We start from the raw sequence: 18,791 nt of genomic DNA on the forward strand, positions 1-18,791 counted from the left end.
ATTCACCCTTGCGGAAGTACGTCGGCCAGCGCAGGCGCGCCCATTCCGGACATCCACAACTGGAATTTTCACCTTCGTAGATGCGCAAATAAACGGTCATCTTACTTCATTTCTAGAACTACCGGTTGATCAATATTATGGCGCGCTAGCGGAAGCCCTGATCGAAGTTACCCATAAGCGGCGAATTGGTATGCAAAACGCGACGGATTTTGCTAAAGTTCAGCATGGCTATTGAGCGCATGCAGCGCCGCCTTGCGGCGATCCTGACAGCCGACATTGTCGGTTACAGCCGCTTGATGGAGGCTGATGAGGTTGAAGCTCTGGCAACATTAAAGGACTACCGAAACTCAGTAATAGATCCTTTGTTAGGGGCGTATGACGGTCGGATCGTAAAGCACATGGGCGACGGGACGCTGGCCGAGTTCGCTAGCGTTGTGGATGCGGTTCAGTGTGCCGTCGAGATGCAGCGGCTCATGTCTGACAAGAATTTCGCGACCCCTTCTGGCCGGAGTTTAGAACTCCGAATTGGCATCAATCTCGGCGACGTTATCCCCGACGGGGACGACATCTACGGCGAGGGTATCAACGTGGCGGCCAGGCTGGAGGGTCTTGCCGAGCCGGGCGGGATCTGCATTTCGGGAACCGTGCATGACGCCATTGGACGCGATCTCGCGACCCGCTTCGAGTTTACCGGCGAACAGGCGGTCAAGAACATCGAGAAACCGGTGCGGACTTACCGCCATATCGAATGCGCAGAACCTTCCGCCGCCGCCCGCTCCAAACCAGCCCGACAAGTGCCGACAATTCAGCAGGCCATTCCGTCTCTGGCATTGAAACCGTTTGAAAATCTGTCCTACGACCCCGAACAGGAACGATTTGTCGATGCATTGTCGAACGGAATCCTCGTCGCCCTTACCCGCTTGCCCGGTCTCATCCTCGTCCAAGACGAGTCGCCGCAATTGGCACAGTCAAAAGCCATGACAGAGCAAGAGATTGCCGGTCAGTTCAGCGTGAAATACCTTCTCAAGGGTGATCTGCGGACACTTGGCGACAGAGCCCGCGTCAGTATCCAGCTTATGGATTTGTCGACAGGTCAGTATCTCTGGGCAGAGAAATTTGACTGGAGTTTCTTAGGCTCGGAAGATCTCTTTTCCCTTCAGGATGAAATTATCGAACAGGTGGTAACTTCACTGGACGTGAAGCTGCTCAGCAGCGAGGCCGCAAGGTTGGTGCGCGGATCTCTGACCAACCCGGTTGCCCGAGATACCTATGCGCACGGCGAATATGAGTTCTGGAGCGCGCAGTCGAACCTCGAGCTTCACAACGCGCAGGACCTTTTCGAGCAGACGATCCGGCTGGAACCCTCTGCTTCTGTCGGATACGCTACGGTCGCGCTGGCCTACTGGGTCGAGGCGCTCTCAGCAAGTGGTGAACGCCTCGCGACGGTGCAGGCTTTAGCCGAGCGGCGCTCCCGAGAGGCTATCGAACTCAATGACGTGACCGGTTACCCTCGCCTGGTTCTCGCGCATCTGCATTTGATCCGCAGGGAATTCGACGAAGCTTACTGCGAGGCGGAAAAAGCCATTTCCGCTCGGCCGAGTTGCCCCGCTGCCTACGCTCTCAAGGCGAGCGTCCTGAACTACCTTGGCGAGTTCAATGAGGCGCTCGAACACGCGGAATTTGCGATGCGTCTGACACCGGTACATCCTCCAATGTACCCGGCAACACTTGCCAGTGCGCTATTTAGTTCCGGTCGATACCACGAGGCGATAGCTGCTGCGATGGCAGCGCTCAGCGGGGACCAGAGTAGCGTCCACGTTTACGTTATTCTGGTCGCTTCGTATCAGGCGGTCGGTAAGAGTGAAGAAGCGCGGCGCATGGCCGCCAAGCTCCGGCAACTTAAGCCGGAGTTCAATCTATCGAGTTTTGCGGCATCGCAACCCTATAAGGATCGGAGTCACCTCGAAAACCTGCTTGAGCGCTTGCGGCAGGCAGGGTTTGGCTAGGCGCTCGCCACGCGAACCATTGACCGTTGGGGGCGTATTTTGGCAACGCGACGCGTTCTGCAATGGGCTTAGCCAAATACCAGTCGCATCAGCGTCACGCCCGGTTCCTCAACTTCGTGATTGTCCATTCGGCGCGTGTGTTGATCAGGTTTCATGAGATCGCACTCCCCCTGGCATCTCGGACGGCGTAAATCTCCAACTCCTTTTGGCAATTCTGCCGTATTTGCCTATCCAAAAGAAACTGGCGAAAACTGCCCCAAGCCAGAGTTTGCTCGACAGTGCTTCCCTGACACAAACGCCCGCTCTGATTACACTCTTTACAATTTTAAGCGAAGCACAGACTTTCTCCATGGCGGCAAGATCATCGCCCAGCAGATTACAAAGCGGATTTTCCACCTAACCGGCCAAAAAATCCTGTCGCTGGCTGCAATCCGGACTGACCATTCCAAAAAAGCTCTACCAGTGACTTGAATTTCTGGACTGACCATTCCACATCTAGCCCATGAGCACAGAAACTTTTCCAGTTGGTGACATCAAATCATCCGCAGGTCCAGGTCGGCCTCGTGCTTTTGACGAAGCCGAAGCTTTGGAAAAAGCCTTGTGCGTTTTCTGGCACAAAGGCTACGAGACCGCGTCTGTGGATGATCTGACCAAGGCCATGGGGTTGAGCCGGTCCAGCTTCTATGGAGCATTCGGCAACAAACAGGCTTTGTTTCACAAAGCCCTCAGCCACTATTCAAGACGTGCCTTGAAAGCTCTGCGTGACGTCGCAGACGCGGGTGGAGTTGACCCCGTTGGAGCTATAATTGAAGCTTTGGCGAACCCGCAAGGCGGTCGTGACGGCTGCATGTTGATCAATTGCCTTACGGAGCTTGCCCCGCATGATGATGAGGTGGCGGCTCTCGGGCGACACCATTTGGAGAGTATTGACGAAATCATTGCGGGAGCACTTGAGCCCTCTGATCCAGGTAAGGCGCTCGACAAAGCGCGCGCTTATGCCTCCCTTGCAATCGGCACGTTGGCATTGCGCAAGGCGGGCGTTCCCGCTGAGCAGATATCGCAAACCCTGAAACAAGCCCGGTTGGTGATTTCGCCATAAGGCCTCCCGCCACCATAAGGGAATGAAACCTAACACAAAATCCAACAAGAGACAGTGAACCTAATATTGGACTAATTAGTCCAATAATATCTGAACGAAGTTTACAAAAGAAGGAAGCAGCAATGGCTGATGAAAAACTGTTCTCCGGCACCAAGGCTGGCGCAATCGAACTGAAAAACCGCGTTGTCATGGCACCACTGACCCGCAACCGGGCAAGGGCAGAAGATGACAGCGTTCATGAATTGCAGGCAAGGTACTATGCTCAGCGGGCGGGTGCTGGTCTGATCATCACAGAAGCTTCGCAAATTTCGCCTCAAGGGAAAGGCTATGCCTGGACTCCTGGCATATATTCCGAAGCCCAGATCGACGGCTGGAAAAATGTGACTGAGGCTGTCCATGCCGAAGACGGCAAGATCGTAATCCAACTTTGGCATGTGGGCCGGATTTCGCATAACAGCTTGCAGCAGGACGGCCGCGCCCCTGTTGCTCCATCCGCAATTAGCGCCAAGGCCATGACCTTTGATGGCGAGCAGTTTGTCGAAACATCGGAACCGCGGGCTCTGGGTATCGAAGAAATCGCAAGCATTGTCGCCGACTACCGGCGGGCCGCGGAAAACGCCAAGAAAGCAGGGTTCGACGGTGTCGAGGTCCATGCAGCCAATGGATATCTGATAGATCAGTTCCTGCGGGACGAGTCCAACAAGCGTGAAGACGAATACGGCGGTCCTGTCGAGAACAGAGCGCGATTCCTGAAGGAGGTCATGGACGTGGTTGTCGACGTGTGGGGCGCCGACCGCGTTGGTGTCCGCCTCAGCCCGTTCTCGGACGCCAACAACATCTCCGACAGCGACCCGCAGGCGACGTTCTCCCATGCGATCAAATTGCTGAATGGTTATGGGCTGGCCTATCTCCATCTTGTAGAGGGACAGACAGGCGGACCGCGCGATATTCCGGAAGGTGGCGATCTGAAGGCGCTCTATGACCTGTTTGACGGTGCGAAAATGGGCAACAACGCTTACAACCGTGAATTGGCGATTGAAGCGGTCGAAGTTGGAGCCGTCGATCTGGTGGCCTTCGGTCGGCCATTTATTTCCAACCCGGATCTTGTTGACCGGCTGGAGAAAGACGCCTCGCTGAACGAGCTGGATCCAGCTACCCTCTACGGCGGCAATGAAAAAGGGTACACCGACTACCCCGCACTGGATGAGGAAGCGGTTGCCGCGGAGTAAACGTAAAAAGTCTCCGGCAACCTGACATCCCAGACGCCAAGGCGGAGGGAAAGAGCCGGTGCAGGAATTTCCCGCACCGGCTTTTGCTACGTAAAGCCTATTGATCAAAGAAGGCTTGTAGATCCTGTGCCTCACCGGCGCGATATCCGCAACCGTCACCCGTGCCTGTCGCGAGGCATTGCTCAGTACGTTAGGAGCCATCTACATGTACAGCAGATATTGAAAAGGTTTAGGCGCAGTTGAGACGAGGTGGCTCACGCCCAACCGAACGCTAATGGTTCTGATCTGCAAGCTCCTTTCACTCTGGCGTTCCAATGGCTCGATATCTGATAAGATAGAATTCGATGGATACTAAACTGGCGCCGCAACCTATGCCGTTTCAGTTTTCGTGCACTTTTTACGCTATCGTTCATAAACGCTATCTTTAGACAGTCTGAAAGGGGGCTCCCATGACGCTGAAAGTTGTAGGTGCGGGGATTGGACGAACCGGGACGTATTCGCTCAAGATTGCTTTAAACCGATTGGGGGTGGGCCCTTGCTACCACATGGAGGAAGTGCTGCATAACATGTCGTCGCATTTGCCTCTGTGGCAGGCGGCGGTTCGGGGAAACCCCGACTGGCCGAAAATCTACCAAGGCTATCAAAGCGCTGTTGACTGGCCGACAGCGCGCTTCTTTCGGGAATTAAATGCTGAATATCCTGAAGCAAAATTCATTCTCGGCTACCGCAGCCCGCAAAGTTGGGCTGAAAGCTTCTCTCAGACAATTTACCAGCTTTTGTCCGACGTTGAGAAAGCACCCGCTGAGCAGCACGATTGGCTTACAATGGTCACCGAACTGATTTCGCAAAACGGAATACCGCCGGGCTTGGATGTCGCGGGTCTTGAGAACGCCTTTACCGCACATGTCGACGCGGTAACGGCTGAAATACCTGCCACGCACTTGTTGGTTTTCGAAGCCAAAGACGGATGGGAGCCGCTCTGCACGTTTCTGGGAGCTCCGATACCAGACGAACCGTTCCCGCGAACCAATAACCGGAGCGAATTCTGGGAGCTTGTGGAGGGAGCGCCTTGACCGTCAAGAGCAAGGTATAAACGATTTTTCAGCCGAGGATCATGAAGTTGCCGAAGGATATCCTCACGTGACAGAAAAGCGAAAACTAGCTGCTATCCTGGTTGCCGATATAGTGGGTTTCAGCCGCCTGACGGGCGTGGACGAGGAAGGTACGCTGGCACAACTGCGGACGTTGCGCAACGACGTTATTGATCCGTCCATAGATATGCACAACGGGCGGGTGGTAAAACGAACCGGTGATGGTGCTCTGATGGAATTCCGCAGCGTGGTAGAGGCTGTACGCTGCGCCATCAATATTCAGAGCGCCATGGTCGAGCGCAACGCCGGTTTGCGGGAAGATCGCTGGATTGAGTTCCGCATGGGCATTCACCTCGGTGATGTTGTCGAGGAAGGCGATGGTGACTTGATGGGAGATGGTGTCAACATTGCGGCGCGGCTGGAAGGTATCGCCGATCCGGGCGGCATCTGCCTATCTGAAGACGCCTATCGTCAAGTCAGGGCGCGGCTTGATGTATCGGCAACAGATCTGGGCAGTCGGGCGCTAAAGAACATCGCCGAACCTCTGAATGTCTACGCATTGGACGTGGGGATATCCACTAAGCCGATGGCCCGAAAACTGGATGTCCCGGTAGATTTTGCCGTTCCGGAAAAACCCTCAATTGCTGTTTTGCCGTTTACGAATATGTCGGGAGATCCCGAACAGGAATACTTCGTCGATGGCATGGCGGAAGACATTATCACGGCGCTTTCGCGGTTCGAGCAACTGTTTGTCATCGCCCGAAATTCCAGCTTTGTTTACAAAGGGCACGCAGTAAACATAAAGCAAGCCGGTCGTGAACTTGGTGTTCGCTACGTGCTGGAAGGCAGTGTACGCAAGGCTGGTGGGCGCGTCCGTATCACGGGACAACTCATCGACGCTAATACGGGCGCCCATTTATGGGCAGATAAATTCGATGGTCTTCTGGAAGGTGTATTCGAACTTCAGGATCAGATTACTGCGAGTGTGGTAGGCGCGATTGAACCTACTATTCGAAAGGCAGAGATTGAGCGCGCACGACGGAAACCTGTTGAACACATGGGCGCTTATGATCTTTATCTTCAGGCACTTCCTCATGTTTACGCTGTGCGTCCGGGTGAAAATATAAAGGCTCTGGGGCTTCTCAAAAAAGCAATCGAACTGGACCCGGACTATGCACCGGCGCTGGCCCATATGGCTTGGTGTCTGGTTCAGCGAGCGACGCGGTCGTGGGACGCCTACGGCCACAACGATGCAGGCCTCGCCGTTTCCCTGGCTCGCCGTGCTCTGACTCATGGTTGCGACGATGCACATGTCGTTGTGTTGGGTGGCTTCGTCCTTTCCATGTTGCGTGAAGACCATTTGGCTGGACTGGATGCAGTCAGACGTGCGGTAGACCTCAACCCCGGATCAGGTTTTGTTAATGCCATGGCTGGTTGTGCATTGATTTTCGGAGATGACGCTGTGGCCGGTCTCAGGCTACTGGACCAAGCCATGGAATTGTGCCCGAAAGATCCCAATTATTTCAGCTTCTTGACTGTAGCAGCCTATGGCCACCTTTTTTGTGATAGCTCCGACAAGGCAATTGAGTTGGCACGACGTTCACTTGCTCTGAATTCCCGATGGGACTCCACTTACTGGGTGCTGATTACAGCCTATACCTTGCTCAATCGCCCGGACGAAGCAAAGGCGGCTGCCACCCAGTTGTTGAATGTGTGCCCGGAAGTGACTGTTTCGCACTACAGCCGCGTCCTACCAATCCGGAACCGCACGTCACGCGAAACGGTCATTGAAAGCTTGAAAACGGCGGGGATTCCCGATTGATGAAGTATAATTGGAGGACCAAAGTTTCGATCCGAATAGCGCCTCCAATTAATCAATTTTTTCGAACATTGCCCTCCAGATAACAATAGTCGAATTCGGTATTCCTACAGGTAGGGACCTAGCGGTTCTCTGCGCGCATCGCCTTGCCTGCATTGGCATTTTTCTGTGTTGTAAGATTTTCCAAAATGTCTGACGTCGGCCAAAATCGACACGATTGAATGACCGGAAGCGGAAGATACGCTGCGTTGCCGAAAATACACCGCTGCCCGAGCGAACATTGTTTGTGCTTTCTGCACAGCATCCGCCACGCGGACATAAGTCCGGAAAGTTGCGGCTTTGTGGCTAAAAATTGCAATGCGGCCAATATTAATCCATCATAAATTTGGCGCGTTCGGTGCGCCCAAAATCTCTGCATCTACACGGTCAATTTCCGACTCGTACCATGCAATCGCTGCGACCGGATCGTTCTTGTAGGCTTTTGCAAAAGTGTCTGGCGCCTCGGTATTTTCGTCATACTGAGTGGACCACACCATCATGCTAATCAAGGCAGGCAGAATGTCGCGAGCCTTTCGTGTTGGGAAATAGCAAACTTTGCTTGCTTTGCGCGGGTCCACCTCGCGACGCAGCATCGCAGCGGCAACAAGCCGAGTTAGACGGTCAGCAAGAATGTTCGTCGAAATACCTTCAGGTGAGTTCAGAAATTCGCTGTAGGTCCGTTTCCCATGCAGCAAAACATCCCTGAGTATGAGGAAGCACCACTTGTCTCCGAAAATGCCCGCTGCATAGCGGGTCGGGCAACCTTGCCAAACGGGGGTCTGTGATTTGCTCATGCCGATTTCATATCACGAAGGGTAATACTTGCAAAAAGAAAGTGTTCTTGTTATTAGAAATTCCACTTGCAAAATAAAAGAGGATTTCCCTTATGCCTTCTCCATTCGTTTGGTTCGACAACATCGGCGACAACCGCGCCGCGACAACTGACTTTCTGCAAACCGCTTTTGGCTGGGCGCCCAATGACATCGGCCCAACGACGTTCTTGACGGCAGACGGGCAGGAGAAACCGTTTGCTGCAACCGCTGATATTATGGAGGGCGTTTCAGGCTGGGTTCCCTATCTTGAAGTTGATGACTTGTCTGTCGCTGTCGATAATGCGCGAAAGCATGGCGCGAAAATCATCGCTGAAAATTTGAAAGGTCCTGCCGGTGATGCCAGCTTTATCCGCGATCCGGGTGGCGCACCATTGGCCCTGTGGAAGCGCGCACCAGGCGTTTAGGGGCTGAGCGATGACCAAAATTGTCCTGTCTGCTGTGGGATATGTCGCGGTCGTTTTTCCACTCGCGTTTGGCTGGCATCTGGGACTCTTCAAAGAGAAATACCGAACGTTTGGCTATTTCGAGGGGGAGCCAAATGTCCTTCTAGGCTTGGCAACGATAGTCATTCAAGGTCTGGCTTTGGCAGTGATCTATCCGCTGTTTCATACCGGCAGTGCTGGTTTCGTGCGAGCCTTTCAGTTTGCTGGCCTCATGGGGCTGTTTTTCTGGACCTCACATGTTTTGGCTCTGGTTGCGAAACAGAATTCGCCAAACGCGGGTAGCTTCATCGTTATGGAAACCGGGTATCTCATCATGCACTTCAGCCTTTTCGCTCTGGTGCTTGGCCTGATCTATCGAGGCATCGAATAAGAATGCCGTGTTTATGTATCTCATATGGGGTGGCACCGCTTGAGGCCGCCTGGGGCAGTTGAGCTGCCCCAAGTTTTTCCTCGGCATTCAGCAATCGAGCAGTTGATGCGCCACGCGGCAAATAACCGGAAACTAACAATTTGACCCAACAAACAATTCTTCTTCGGTGGGGCATTCAAGTTTGTGCAGCAACGGAAGATCCAAGCGCAACCGTAGTTAGCACACAAAAGCAGCGCAGACGCCAAGCTCTGAAAGTATGGGTTGAAATTCGCAAACGATAATGCACTTAATACTAGTATCGAAACGCTCCTGAGTTGATTGGCAGGCCAGAAATCGACTTGAGAGTGGATGCGCACCGCTAGCTGCGCAAACTTATGGGCAAATCGTGCAAGATTATACGCAAATGCCGCGCAAGATTATGGGCGAGCACACTCGAATTTCCTGAATGAAATCAATGATAGGAACGCAGCGTTATGAGAACACCTACAACAATTGTAGGTATGCGCATAGTATTGAAATTTGCGCATAACATTGCGTGATTTGCCCAAAGTTTTGCGCAAACCTCAACCAAGAGCGGAACTACAACGCCAAATAGATCGCGAAAAGGTAGTCTGATTATGAGCCAGACAGTTTTGCGGAGAAGGCCAATAAAACGCGTAAGCTTAAAGTCTTTCCATGGAACCGGTCATAGCCGGTCTCAATTCGGGTAGTTGGTGAGGAGGCAGTCGTTCCCTGCACATGCCACAGCAACCATTCCGTTAGTGAAGGCGCTCATTCACGAACAAGAGGTCAAGGTTTCTCGTACCGCAGCCCACCCGAGTGTCGGCTATGCGCAGAAAGTGGACTTTGCAAAGTTTGTCGACGTGCATCTTCCTGACACCAATCTCGCTACCAAGTGCTGCTGCGGCTTCCTCCAATAGCTCATTGAATCAGGCTGTAGGAACAACTTTGGTACGAGCGGGCAAGCTAAGATTTTGAACAAGTTCTCAGAGGCATGACGGCAACGGCGACTTCGATGCCGTCTGTGATTTCAAAAGCGCTAATGGCCGCCTTGCTATCTAAAACTGTGATTTCGTGATATCCTGATACCGCCTTGGGGGGCTACTATGGGCGATTTCTTTTGGATTGGAACAGCAATCGGCGCCGCGACTGGGCTGCTTAATATGTTGTTCATTTTGCGTTCTCGCCTCAGTCAGACCGGGTTAAATCAAGCCAAGACAATTTGGCAAGGCCCGTGGGTATGGGCGCTTTGGACTGTGTTCGGTGCTTATGTTCTGGCGCTCTGGCTTCTGGGCGTCGTTCTCTTGGGCTTATCGCGAATTTTGCGACGGGGAAGTGAGGCATGATAGTAGGGGAAGTCAAAACCGCCGCTATCATTGGTGCGGGGGTTTCTGGGCTTGCCACTGCAAAATGCCTGACGAGGGTTGGCATCCACTGCAAGATTTTTGATCGCAACCCGTACCTAGGCGGCGTCTGGGCGGATGGTTACCACGATTTTGGCGTTCAGGTGCAAAAGGATCTGTACGAGTTCCCGGATTTTCCGCTTTCCGAAGAAGCGTCTCATTTCACTCCGGGGCCGGTCTTTCGAGAGTATCTGGAGGATTATTGTGATCATTTCGGTATACGAGAGTGCCTACGGTTAGGCACCCGCGTCACCATGATTGAGCGTAAAGGTGACCGGTGGTCACTAGAGGTTGTTGGTTCCGAAAGTTCTAAAAGTATTGAGGCCGATCTAGTTGTCGTTGCAGGTCGTGTGCTCCTACCGGGTGCTGAGGCCATCCGAAGCGATATCGATGCGCTCAAGTCCTGGAAACAATCCTGGATGCCAGAAGGGCCAGTACGTTCCGCCACACTTCTGCTTCACATGTGCCTCTATCACGATGAACTTCTACTCGACATGAGTGCGGACCCGCTTCGCAAACGCGGTATCCTAGCGCCAATTTCTGAACTGATTGTGCCTTATCGTGCGGCCGACTTTCGAGACGTGGTCTGAGGGATTTGTACACGAGCCCCTAATATCCTTTTGACACTCCTTTACAATGGATACGTGGGAGGATTTTTGTTTGGAACGACATCTGGCGGCCATACTCGCGGCTGACATTGTTGGCTATAGCGCGCTCGTCAGTGCTGACGAGGAAGCCACTTTGCACGCGTACAAGGGCCACTTTAGAGCGCTGGAGCCGCATGTCGGTTTGAATGGCGGGCGCCTGTTCAAGAAGACCGGTGACGGATTTCTTGCAGAGTTTCCCTCGGTTGTAGATGCGTTGGCTTGTGCCGAAACGATGCAGCGTCAGATGGTTGAGCGGAACGCCGCACGCGGACAAGGCCCGGAAATGCAATTCCGTATGGGAGTTCATTCGGGTGATGTTTTTGATGACGACGGTGACGTTCTTGGTGACGGCGTCAACATTGCAGCCCGGCTGGAAGGTCTGGCTCCTCCCGGAGGAATCATCGTTTCTGGGCGGGTTTACGAAGACGTTATAGGCAAAGTGGATGTTTCGTTCACCGAATTGGGGCCGCAATACCTGAAGAATATTGCGCGCCCTGTGACTGCCTACTTAGTACAGGCGGCATTCGCTACTTCGCCCCCGATAATTCAATCTCGCCCTGACAAACCTTCTGTGGCCGTATTGGCATTTGACAATCTATCGTCCGACGCAGAACAGGAATACTTCGCAGAGGGTATCACCGAAGACATTATCACGAGCTTATCCAGAGTGCCCTGGATATTTGTGGTCGCGCGTAACTCTTCTTTTTCTTACAAAGGGCTTTCGGTCGATGTGCGCCGCATCGGTCGCGAACTTGGTGTCCGCTATATACTGGAGGGATCTGTTCGTGGAACGGGAAACCGCCTGCGTGTTACTGGTCAGCTTGTTGATGCGGAAACCGGATCGCATGTCTGGGCGGATCGATACGATGGGAAGCTCGACGATATTTTTGACCTCCAGGACCAAATCACCGAAGCCGTCGTTGCTTCAATTGCGCCAGGCATTAGACAGGCTGAAATAGACCGTTCCGCGCACAAGCGCCCGGATACGCTGGGAGCATACGATCACTTCCTGCGAGCACAGGCCTTAATCTACAGGTTCAGTTTCGCTGAAGCGGACCACCACCTGTCAAAAGCCCTCTCGCTTTCAAGTGAGTATCCGTTGGCCAGCGCACTTCGAGGCTGGATCCGAACTTTGCTTTGGAACCCGGACACGCGCCCAAGCAAGGACCGATTTGATTACGCAGTTCAGTTGGCACATGAGACTCTGGAGGCATCGCACCTTGACCTGGAAGCGCAAGCATATGCCGGTTACGTACTCGCATTTCTGTCGGAAGACACGGACTACGGTTTGTCACTGGTGGACCAGGTCGTCGAGACAAGTCCAAACTGCGTTTCGGCCTGGGGCTCCAGTTGTTTGTTGCACGGCCTGATGGGTGAAGCACAGGTGGCGCATGCACATGCCAGGGAGGCCCTCCGGCTCAATCCGAATGACCCGCTGAATTACCGAGTCTACATGGGAATCAGCCTATCGCAAATTGCAGAAGAGAACTGGCGCGACCTCAAGGAAACCGCACAAAAGATGCGTGCATTTCATAATACAGTGACTGTATTTCGCCTAAACGAACTTGTCGCGGAGATGGCTCTCGGTAATGCGGTTCGAGCTAAAGAACTCGCACGCATTCACATGTCGCGGGAACCCGATTTTAGCGTTTCAATGTTCCGGGATATGCGCGCTCGTATCTCTATCGCAAAGCCGAAGATCTATGACGCCTACTACACGATGCTGGCAGCCGCAGGCATTCCTAATTAACGCCACCAATTGTAGACCAGCCGCCAGTGATCGAAAGTGAGCATCCCGTGGAGGCGCAATTTGCTATTGTTGGTGGGATGTCCGCACCCGCAGCAACCAGATGGTTCGACAATGACCGGTAAGGGCTCACAGCGGTCATCTGACATATTAAGTAGGACATTGATCCGGTTCTAACAGGCCCAAAGGATTCTGTCGCAGGTTTTTAGATGGCAGAGCATCAGTGGAATTGGTGAGCAGTTTATCCTACCAGTTGGGGAATTGCTAAAACGTTCGGAATCCGGGCGTGAATTGACCTTTGCGGATCATGTTGACCAGTTCTATGCCTGCCAGGACAGATGCGGCTGATGCGAAAGATTTGAATCCCAGCATGGGTCTGATCCTTCGTTTGATGAAATGGTGATCCTGTTCAATGATGTTATTGAGGTATTTCCGCCTGACCATGTCGATCGGGATCGGGCAACCAAAGCTCTTGAGCATCTTGTTGATTGCCTTGATGCCAGCTGTGTTGGCACCACTTTTGTCGATGACGATCTTGTGCGGTAGACCGTTCACCTCAAGCGCGCGGGCGAAGATCTTCGTCGCCGCGGCTTTATTCCGGCGCTCAGACAACATGAAATCCAGGGTCTTGCCGTGTTTGTCGATCGCTCGGTAAAGATAAACCCAGTCGCCCTTCACTTTCACATATGTTTCATCCATGCGCCACGAACGGTCTGCGGGACGCTTTCTATACCGCGCTGCTTCACCAATGAGGCCTGCATATCGACTGACCCAGCGGTTTAGCGTTACATGATCCAGATCAACACCACGTTCCGACATGATTTCTTCCAGATCCCGGTATGAAACACCGTAGCGCAGGTAGAAGAAAACCGCGTGCAAGATCACGTCCTTCGGAAAATGCGTGCCCTTAAATGTGATCGTCACGGCCTGCTCCTGTCATGTTCTAGTGCGCGCTACCAGAAATGCACTCGACCTGACAGGTAAGGGCGAAGTTTGCGACAGAACCCGAATCGCCTCTTCGGACCCATCCGGGCCGTACGCCGCGATACGGTCGAAAAACTGATATTGCTCCTTTTATGTTCGATCGGCGCGACCTGGACTTGTCGAGGTTTGCAGGCGATGAATGCGAAGGTGGTAGCACACCACGTTCAGCAATGGATGTTCGATTATTGCACATGTCGATGCTTGCCCGATGGCAATAAGCGGCCCAATCCCTGTTGCCGTCATCAGGCGACGCGCCATTTCATTGTCTCGCGCATGATGTACTATCTCCGTATCAAGTCGCTTATCCGGCTGTTAAACGGGTCAGCATTTCTATTAGCCCCTTCACGCAAGACTGCGCCGCTTCCAGTATCGCGGTCTCATAATCTTCTACTATCTCGACCAGCTTGCGGCTGTTGCCAACCCGCCGCGGAGCTACGTGACCCAGTTCTTTGCGGTGGTCCTGCAGGGCATTGATCAGTTGTGGGCGTTACCGAACCACAAGCTCAGGGGTCCGAAACACGATCGCCGCCGCTTATGCCTCTTCGCTCTTTACAGGGACACACTGCATCGTTTTTTTGTCGCTTCACAAACGGTCTCACATACAGTCGAGGATTAAGCCTGACATCACGACCCAGTCGCCACCCAACACCTCGGTAACCAGGCAAAAACTCAAGGACTTGACCTCTACGTAATCTCCTCTGAAAAACTGCGTGACTCGTCGGATCCATTTCGTGCACCCGGGAAATGTTCTTCTCCAAGTCCGGGCCAATCACGGTATCCGCTTCCTTAGATGCCTCCATTCAGGTCGTCTGCAAACCCGCCATGACACATCAAGGCCAGCTGGGGCGTCTACACCTTCAGTGCCACCGATGGTTCGGCTTGTAAGTAAATGTTTGATTTACATTATGTCAAAAAACTATGGATTGATTTCAAGTTCCGCTTGCGCGACAGAAGGATGAAATCTTCAGAAAGCGAAATCAATCATGTCCATCCATGCCAGGATAGCGGATGATCTGATTGCCAATCAGATCGAGTTCGTGACCACGGTACCCTGTAAGCAACTCGCCGGAGTTATCGAAGAAATCGATGTGCGCGCCGAAATCCACCACGTTCCTTCTAACAAGGAGGACGAGGGTATGGGGCTCTGCGCGGGTGCGTGGATGGGCGGCAAACGCCCGGCTATAATCATGCAGAACACTGCCATCGGTGTGACGATCAACACACTGGCAACGCTAATTCAGTTCTATCGTATGCCTTTGCCGATGCTGATCTCTTATCGTGGCGAGTTACGGGAACCGGTTGCATGTCAGGTTGAGATGGCGGTGCACACCAAGGCCTTGCTAGCCCAGCTCAACATCCCGACCTATCACTTCCACAAACAGTCCGATATCGAAGAACTCGACATGATCCTGAAATACACTTTCATGTGCAACAAGCCGGTTGCGATCCTGACCGATGCCAATTTCTGGGGAGGCTACGGCGACCAATGATCCGTTCTGAAGTTCTAAAGAGAATTGCACCGATCCTCAGCGATCAACTGGTTGTCTGCAACATCGGCATTCCCAGCCAGGAACTGCATGCCATCGACGACCAGCCGACCAACTTTTACATGCTGGGCACGATGGGATTGGCTTCATCCATTGGTCTTGGATTGGCGTTGTCACAGCCGAAAACGGTCATCGTGATTGACGGCGACGGTTCGGTCCTGACCAATCTGGGCACGTTGCCGACCATCGCGAACAATGTGGCGGACAACTACATCCTACTGATCGTGGACAATGGTTCTTACGGCTCCACCGGGGACCAGCCAACCTATGCGGGCCAAAAGACCTCGCTGGCGGCCGTGGCGCAGGCTTGTGGCTGCGAGAATGTGGTCGAGTGCCGGGCCGAAGATACCGGGGCCGCCCTGCAGGCGGCACTGGATAGCTGCAAAATGACAGTCATCGTCTGTAAATGCGAAAGCGGGAATGCCAAGATGCCGGTAATCACCATGGACCCGGTAATCATCCGCGACCGCTTCATGAAGGCGGTTCAGGCTTGATCTCAAACTCTTGCGGGATAGCCAACGGCATTCCCCAACCATCCTCCCACGGAGACACCGGCCATGGCCGAACGCATAGTCATTTCCGAATTTATGGATGAGGCTTCGGTCGCTGATCTCGCCTCGGATCATGACGTTCTCTATGATCCTTTTCTGGTAGATGATCCGCAGCGCCTGCATCGGGAGTTGGGGACTGCTGCAGCTTTGATTGTCCGGAACCGGACCCGCGTGAATCAGGCTTTGCTGGAGGCCGCACCCGGCCTGAAATGCGTCGGTCGGCTTGGAGTCGGTCTCGATAATATCGATCTGGAAGGTTGCAGGGAACGTGGGGTCACCGTGCATCCCGCAAGCGGTGCCAACGATAGCTCGGTTGCCGAATACGTCATCACCAGCGCTCTGGTGTTGTTGCGCGGGGCTTATCTGGGCAATGCCCGGATGGTATCTGGCACCTGGCCCCGGCAGGAGATGGCCGGACGAGAAGCCAATGGAAAGGTTCTAGGGTTGGTTGGCTTCGGATCGATCGCACGAGAGACGGCACGGCTGGCGAGGGCGATAGGATTGAAAGTTGTCGCAATGGATCCGTTCCTCATGGCCAATGACCCGGTCTGGAACGGTGTGATCCGGCAGGATTCATTGAAAGAACTGTTGGCGGTAAGCGATGCGCTCAGCCTGCATGTTCCTTTGACGGACCAGACACGGCATATGATTGACCGCAAAGCAATTGCGGCGATGCGAACCGGTTCAGTTCTGATCAACACCGCGCGGGGTGGGGTCGTTGACGAGGCCGCCGTGATCAGGGCGCTGAAAGCAGGCCATCTTAGCGGGGCGGCGCTGGACGTATTCGAAATTGAACCGTTGACAGAGGCGGCGGCCGGTTTTTTTCAAGATGTGCCCAACTTGATCCTGACGCCTCATATCGGTGGGGTGACTGAGGAATCTAACATACGGGCGAGCGCAGTAACGGCACGAAATGTCCGAAATGCTCTGGCGAGGTGACATTCACACCCATCGGGACGCGCAACGCCTTGCCCGCAAGCGGTTGCCATGGATGGTCTTTGACTACATGGAAGGGGCCGCCGGGACCGAGCTTGGTGTCTCGCGAAACCGTCAATCTCTGGATCGGGTTCTGCTGGCCCCGCGCGTATTGCGGGACGTACAACACCGCAGTCTGGCCGTCCCAGTTTTTGGAACTGAACGCAGCTTGCCCTTTGGTATAAGCCCCATGGGGATGTGCAATCTGGCGGCGCCTGGCGCCGATCTGATGTTGGCGCGGCTATCCGCGCGGCATCAGTTGCCGCATGGCGTGTCAACGCTGGCCTCTACCAGCCTTGAGCGCATACAGGAGGTTGCCGAGGGGTATGCGTGGCTGCAACTCTACTATGGTGAAGACTCCTGGCGACTGGTCCCCCGCGCGCAAGCGGCCGGTTACGATACCATCATTCTGACCGTTGACGTCCCTGAGGTTGGTCGCCGACCGCGAGATCTGAAAAACGGATTCAGGATGCCATTCCGCATCGGCCCGCGTCAGTTCCTCGATTTCGCACTACATCCCCGCTGGTCACTGTCCGTGTTGTTCAAAGGCAAACCGACGCTCGCCAATTTCGGTGGACAGTTCGGGGATTTTGACCGCGAGGCAAGCCGGGCCGCTGCCGATTGGGACTATCTGAAACGACTGCGACAGGAGTGGCCTGGCAAACTGGTAGTCAAAGGGGTAATGGATCCTGGCGATGCCCTTACGCTGCGCGACGAAGGCGTTGATGCTGTGCAGGTTTCCAACCATGGCGGGCGTCAATTGGAATGTGCGCCAGGAGCAATTGATGCATTGTGTCGGGTTCGCGAAGCTGTTGGTCCTGATTATCCGGTGTTCTTCGATAGCGGAGTTCGGTCAGGTGAGGATATCGTCAAAGCATATGCTGTAGGGGCTGATTATGTCTTCCTCGGGCGTCCACTGCTTTATGCCATTGCCGGGGCGGGTGAGGCTGGTTTGGTACAGTATTGCGAGGCTCTGCAAGCTGAGATGCACCAGGTCCTGGCGCAGATTGGCATCTGCTCGTTATCCGAAATCGGTCAACCTAACCTTTCTGTCTTGTGACCGTCGCAGTGACTGCGTCATGAAGCCCATCCACGAGCTTTGTTTTGGCGCAATCAGCGCGGGTCATAATGCCTAACTGCCGCTCCATCCCATTTGCATCGAGTGGAAGGCGGCGCAGCGCCGAGAAAACCGTGTCCGGCACGCAGATATCTGGAACAACGGATACGCCAAGATTATGCGCTACCATGCTGGACAGAGATTCCAGCGAATCCATTTCCATCGAAACCTGAACTGACAACCCCGATTTTGCCAACCACCGGTCCACGAGCTGCCCGACCGCAGCCCGACGGGTGTGGCGGATGAATGGCATGTTCCGCAATATCCGGCGCGGATCCGTCTCGGTAATTTCCTTGGCCGTGATCAGGACTAGCGGTTCGGCCGCAAAGCGGCGCCAGACCAGTTCCGGCCCTAGCGGTCCGGATACGCTAAGAATAGCGGCGTCCAGCGCGTTGCGTTCGACCTGTTCCACAAGGTCTCCGGACAGACCAGGCACCACGCGCACGTGGATTTGCGGATATAGCTCCATCAGGTGCTTGAGCGCTCTGGGTACCAACTCGCGAATGGTCGAAGGAACGGCACCTAGCGTCAGCTCACCGTACAGACGAGCTTCGCCGACCAGGTCGTCGACCAGATCGTCATAGGCCAGCAGGACCGCTCGGGCGCGGGGGATCAATGCCAGCCCGGTTGCATTGAGTTTCGGCGACTTCTGGCTGCGGTCGAACAGTTCGGTTCGCAACAGGTCCTCAAGTCGGCGCATCTGCTGACCAACGGCGGCGTGGGTGACACAAACCTGATCTGCGGCTCCAGAAAAACTGCCGCGCTCGGCCACGGCGACAAGCGTGCGAAGCAAGATCAGCGACATCGTTCAGACCTCTTACTTGGGCTGACCATCAAACATCTCCCGGTGCTGCCGGGGCCGCGTTGGTCGCAAAATAGTCCTGACAATTG

17 protein-coding genes are annotated in these 18,791 nt (G+C 54.1%); 14 read left to right on the forward strand and 3 right to left on the reverse strand.

Annotation, left to right across the window (positions count from 1 at the left end; genetic code table 11):
• The 6 genes from AC2TDA_RS16770 to AC2TDA_RS16795 form a co-directional block, all read left to right on the forward strand.
• The coding region (locus AC2TDA_RS16770) for a hypothetical protein (protein ID WP_480881120.1) at positions 1-235 on the forward strand (235 nt) is incomplete at its 5' end.
• Positions 225-2,006, forward strand: a complete 1,782-nt coding sequence (locus AC2TDA_RS16775) for an adenylate/guanylate cyclase domain-containing protein (protein WP_480881123.1) — start codon at positions 225-227, stop codon at positions 2,004-2,006. The genes AC2TDA_RS16770 and AC2TDA_RS16775, both read left to right, overlap by 11 nt.
• A 502-nt stretch (positions 2,007-2,508) precedes the next feature.
• The gene (locus tag AC2TDA_RS16780) at positions 2,509-3,105 is read left to right on the forward strand and encodes a TetR/AcrR family transcriptional regulator (RefSeq protein ID WP_480850979.1); all 597 of its coding nucleotides are present in this window, start codon (positions 2,509-2,511) and stop codon (positions 3,103-3,105) included.
• A gap of 122 nt (positions 3,106-3,227) precedes the next feature.
• Positions 3,228-4,334 carry an alkene reductase gene (locus tag AC2TDA_RS16785; protein ID WP_480881124.1) on the forward strand — a complete coding sequence of 369 codons (1,107 nt, stop codon included), beginning with the start codon at positions 3,228-3,230 and terminating at the stop codon, positions 4,332-4,334.
• 449 nt (positions 4,335-4,783) lie between these two features.
• Positions 4,784-5,407 carry a sulfotransferase family protein gene (locus AC2TDA_RS16790; RefSeq protein ID WP_480881127.1) on the forward strand — a complete coding sequence of 208 codons (624 nt, stop codon included), beginning with the start codon at positions 4,784-4,786 and terminating at the stop codon, positions 5,405-5,407.
• 67 nt (positions 5,408-5,474) lie between these two features.
• Positions 5,475-7,247 carry an adenylate/guanylate cyclase domain-containing protein gene (locus AC2TDA_RS16795; protein WP_480881129.1) on the forward strand — a complete coding sequence of 591 codons (1,773 nt, stop codon included), beginning with the start codon at positions 5,475-5,477 and terminating at the stop codon, positions 7,245-7,247.
• Positions 7,248-7,621: 374 nt separating this feature from the next.
• On the opposite strand, the gene AC2TDA_RS16800 is transcribed toward AC2TDA_RS16795, so the two are convergent.
• Positions 7,622-8,077, reverse strand: coding sequence for a winged helix-turn-helix transcriptional regulator (locus AC2TDA_RS16800; protein ID WP_480881132.1), 456 nt, complete (start codon positions 8,075-8,077; stop codon positions 7,622-7,624).
• A 92-nt stretch (positions 8,078-8,169) separates the two neighbouring features.
• On the opposite strand from AC2TDA_RS16800, the gene AC2TDA_RS16805 reads away from it, so the two are divergent.
• The 4 genes from AC2TDA_RS16805 to AC2TDA_RS16820 all read left to right on the forward strand — a co-directional run bounded on the left by AC2TDA_RS16805 (position 8,170) and on the right by AC2TDA_RS16820 (position 12,729).
• Positions 8,170-8,520 (forward strand): VOC family protein, encoded by a 351-nt coding sequence (locus tag AC2TDA_RS16805; protein WP_480881134.1) that lies wholly within the window; start codon positions 8,170-8,172, stop codon positions 8,518-8,520.
• Between the two features lie 10 nt (positions 8,521-8,530).
• Positions 8,531-8,929, forward strand: a complete 399-nt coding sequence (locus tag AC2TDA_RS16810; protein WP_480881137.1) for a hypothetical protein — start codon at positions 8,531-8,533, stop codon at positions 8,927-8,929.
• A 1,342-nt stretch (positions 8,930-10,271) separates the two neighbouring features.
• The gene (locus AC2TDA_RS16815; RefSeq protein ID WP_480881140.1) at positions 10,272-10,922 is read left to right on the forward strand and encodes an NAD(P)-binding protein; all 651 of its coding nucleotides are present in this window, start codon (positions 10,272-10,274) and stop codon (positions 10,920-10,922) included.
• Positions 10,923-10,992: 70 nt separating this feature from the next.
• On the forward strand, positions 10,993-12,729 hold the full coding sequence (locus AC2TDA_RS16820) for an adenylate/guanylate cyclase domain-containing protein (RefSeq protein ID WP_480881142.1): 1,737 nt from the start codon (positions 10,993-10,995) through the stop codon (positions 12,727-12,729).
• A gap of 261 nt (positions 12,730-12,990) precedes the next feature.
• Here AC2TDA_RS16820 and AC2TDA_RS16825 read toward each other — a convergent pair whose 3' ends face one another.
• The gene (locus tag AC2TDA_RS16825; protein WP_480896869.1) at positions 12,991-13,650 is read right to left on the reverse strand and encodes an IS6 family transposase; all 660 of its coding nucleotides are present in this window, start codon (positions 13,648-13,650) and stop codon (positions 12,991-12,993) included.
• Between the two features lie 1,043 nt (positions 13,651-14,693).
• Here AC2TDA_RS16825 and comD point away from each other — a divergent pair.
• From comD to AC2TDA_RS16845, 4 genes are all read left to right on the forward strand, one after another.
• Positions 14,694-15,200: a sulfopyruvate decarboxylase subunit alpha gene (gene comD, locus AC2TDA_RS16830; protein WP_480879874.1), complete on the forward strand. Its 507-nt coding sequence runs from the start codon at positions 14,694-14,696 to the stop codon at positions 15,198-15,200.
• Entirely contained in the window at positions 15,197-15,751 is a 555-nt protein-coding gene (comE, locus tag AC2TDA_RS16835) for a sulfopyruvate decarboxylase subunit beta (protein WP_480849921.1), read from the forward strand. Before comD ends, comE begins: the two co-directional genes overlap by 4 nt.
• 63 nt (positions 15,752-15,814) lie before the next feature.
• Positions 15,815-16,747: a hydroxyacid dehydrogenase gene (locus AC2TDA_RS16840; protein ID WP_480879876.1), complete on the forward strand. Its 933-nt coding sequence runs from the start codon at positions 15,815-15,817 to the stop codon at positions 16,745-16,747.
• The gene (locus tag AC2TDA_RS16845; RefSeq protein WP_480849929.1) at positions 16,731-17,843 is read left to right on the forward strand and encodes an alpha-hydroxy acid oxidase; all 1,113 of its coding nucleotides are present in this window, start codon (positions 16,731-16,733) and stop codon (positions 17,841-17,843) included. The genes AC2TDA_RS16840 and AC2TDA_RS16845 overlap by 17 nt, the downstream gene beginning before the upstream one ends.
• Here AC2TDA_RS16845 and AC2TDA_RS16850 read toward each other — a convergent pair.
• Positions 17,824-18,705: a LysR substrate-binding domain-containing protein gene (locus AC2TDA_RS16850; RefSeq protein ID WP_480879878.1), complete on the reverse strand. Its 882-nt coding sequence runs from the start codon at positions 18,703-18,705 to the stop codon at positions 17,824-17,826. The two genes, AC2TDA_RS16845 and AC2TDA_RS16850, sit on opposite strands and share 20 nt — an antisense overlap.
• Between the last annotated feature and the right edge of the window lie 86 nt (positions 18,706-18,791).

The sequence above is a fragment of the Ruegeria sp. HKCCD6426 genome, assembly GCF_057221115.1.